The 2,121-nt window shown below is 72.1% G+C and carries 3 protein-coding genes; 2 read left to right on the top strand and 1 reads right to left on the bottom strand.

Annotation, left to right across the window (positions count from 1 at the left end; translation table 11 throughout):
- On the bottom strand, nt 1-323 hold a 323-nt coding region (locus tag V6M42_RS06620), incomplete at its 3' end, for a site-specific integrase (RefSeq protein ID WP_332677926.1).
- 56 nt (nt 324-379) lie between these two features.
- On the opposite strand from V6M42_RS06620, the gene V6M42_RS06625 reads away from it, so the two are divergent.
- Together V6M42_RS06625 and aroB are read left to right on the top strand one after the other, a co-directional pair.
- The gene (locus tag V6M42_RS06625; protein ID WP_332660654.1) at nt 380-982 is read left to right on the top strand and encodes a shikimate kinase; all 603 of its coding nucleotides are present in this window, start codon (nt 380-382) and stop codon (nt 980-982) included.
- Nucleotides 979-2,085 (top strand): 3-dehydroquinate synthase, encoded by a 1,107-nt coding sequence (aroB, locus tag V6M42_RS06630; protein ID WP_332677927.1) that lies wholly within the window; start codon nt 979-981, stop codon nt 2,083-2,085. Before V6M42_RS06625 ends, aroB begins: the two co-directional genes overlap by 4 nt.
- Nucleotides 2,086-2,121: the final 36 nt, after the last annotated feature.

Here is a 2,121-nt window from a genome sequence, read left to right on the forward strand (position 1 = left end):
AGGGTCTTGGGCAGGCTGCGGCCCTGTTTCGGGGCGTCCAGCCGTCGCGACGGGTCATCGCTTCGCCAGCCTTCGCCGAGGGCGAACCGGTAGAACTGCCGCACGGCGGACCGCCGCCGCGCCTGTGTCGCGGGGGAGAGGCCCTGACGCGCCAGGCCGGCGTACCATGCCTCCAGACCCGCCTCATCGCCCCGCATCAGACCGCCGTCGATCCCCGCCTCGGCGTCGGCCAGATCGCGACCGTAGGCGGACAGGGTGTGAGGCGAGGCGTCGCGTTCGACGGCCATCATCTCCAGAAAGGCCTCGATCTGGGGCGTGCTCATGCGTCGTGGCGCTTCCCGACGGCGGCGCTTGGTGTAGAGGATGGGGCTGTCATGCCGTGCCTGTCCGCGCCCCGTCCGTCGCCAATCCGCCCGCGAGGCCGCGCGTGAGCCATGCCGTGGCGATTCCCGTCCATGAACGCACCATAGCCTTGGTCGGGCTGATGGGCGTGGGCAAATCGACGGTCGGCCGCCGGCTGGCCAAGCGTCTGGGCCTGCCGTTCGCCGACGGCGACGTCGAGATCGAGGCCGCGGCGGGCATGACCGTCTCCGATATCTTCGCCCAGCTGGGCGAGGCCGAGTTCCGCGCCGGAGAAGCGCGGGTGATGAAACGGCTGCTGGAGGGCCCGCGCATGGTGCTGGCGACCGGCGGCGGAGCGATCCTGAATGAGGACACCCGCGCCGCGCTCAAGGACCGGGCCGTCACGGTGTGGATGCGCGCCGACCTGAAGACCGTCGCCGAACGGGTTCAGCGCCGCGACACCCGCCCGCTGCTGCGCGGCCGCGATCCGCTGGAGGCCCTGACCGCCATGGCGGAGGTCCGCTATCCCTTCTACGGCCTGGCCGATGTCACCGTCGATGTCGCCACCGGCGCCCATGCCGAGGCGGTCGAGGCCATCGTACAGGCTCTGGACGCCCACGCGGCGGAGCAGGCGGCATGACGACCACCCTTCCGGTCAGCGGCGCGCGTTTCGAGCCCTATGAGGTGGTCGTCGGCCAGGGGCTGACGGCCGGGCTGGGCCGGCGCGTCGCCCCGTTCGCCAGGGGCCGCACCGTGATCATCACCGACGAGACGGTCGCGGGACTGCACGCACCGGCCGTCCTGGCGTCGTTACAGGCCGCGGGCGTCCGCGCCCGGTTGCTGACCATTCCGCCCGGAGAGAATTCCAAGTCGTTCGCAGAGCTGGAACGGGTGATCGACCGGCTGCTGGCCTTCGGCCTCGACCGGCGCGACCTGATCATCGCCCTGGGCGGCGGCGTGGTGGGCGATCTGGCCGGAGTGGCGGCGGCCCTCTATATGCGCGGCATCGACCTGGTGCAGGTCCCCACGACCCTGCTGGCCCAGGTCGATTCGTCCGTCGGCGGGAAGACCGCCATCGACACCCCGCGCGGCAAGAATCTGGTCGGCGCCTTCCACCAGCCCCGTCTTGTGGTGGCCGACATCGACCTGCTGGCCACCCTGCCGGAGCGCCAGCTGCGCTCGGGCTGGGCCGAGGTGCTGAAGCACGGTCTGATCTGCGACCGTGACTTCTTCGACTGGCTGGCGGGCGAGGGGGCCAGCGGCGCAAAGGGGGACCCCGTCGCCCTGACCCGGGCGGTCGTCCGCTCCATCGAGATCAAGAGCGCCATCGTCGGCGAGGACGAGAAGGAGGCGGGCCGCCGCGCCCTGCTGAACCTGGGCCACACCTTCGGTCATGCGATCGAGGCCGAGCTGGGCTTCGACGAGGACGCGCTGACCCACGGCGAGGCCGTGGCTCTGGGATGCGCCCTGGCCTTCCGCTTCTCCGCCGCCCGGGGGCTGTGCCCGCTCGCCGACGCGGACCGGGTCGAGACTGTGATCACGGCCGCCGGCCTGCCGACGCGGCTGGAACACGCCGGCGCCTTCAGCGCCGACCGCCTGCTGGCGCGGATGGCCGGGGACAAGAAGGCCGAGGGCGGCGGGTTGACCCTGATCCTGGCCCGCGCCATCGGCGACGCCTTCGTCGACAAGGCGGCGGACCGCGCCGCGGTGGCCGCATTCCTGAGGGCCGAGGGGGCCGCTTGATTCCGGTCCGGATGATCCTGACGGCCGTTCCGCTGG

Origin of the sequence: Brevundimonas sp., assembly GCF_036677305.1 — a bacterium.
Lineage (GTDB): Bacteria > Pseudomonadota > Alphaproteobacteria > Caulobacterales > Caulobacteraceae > Brevundimonas.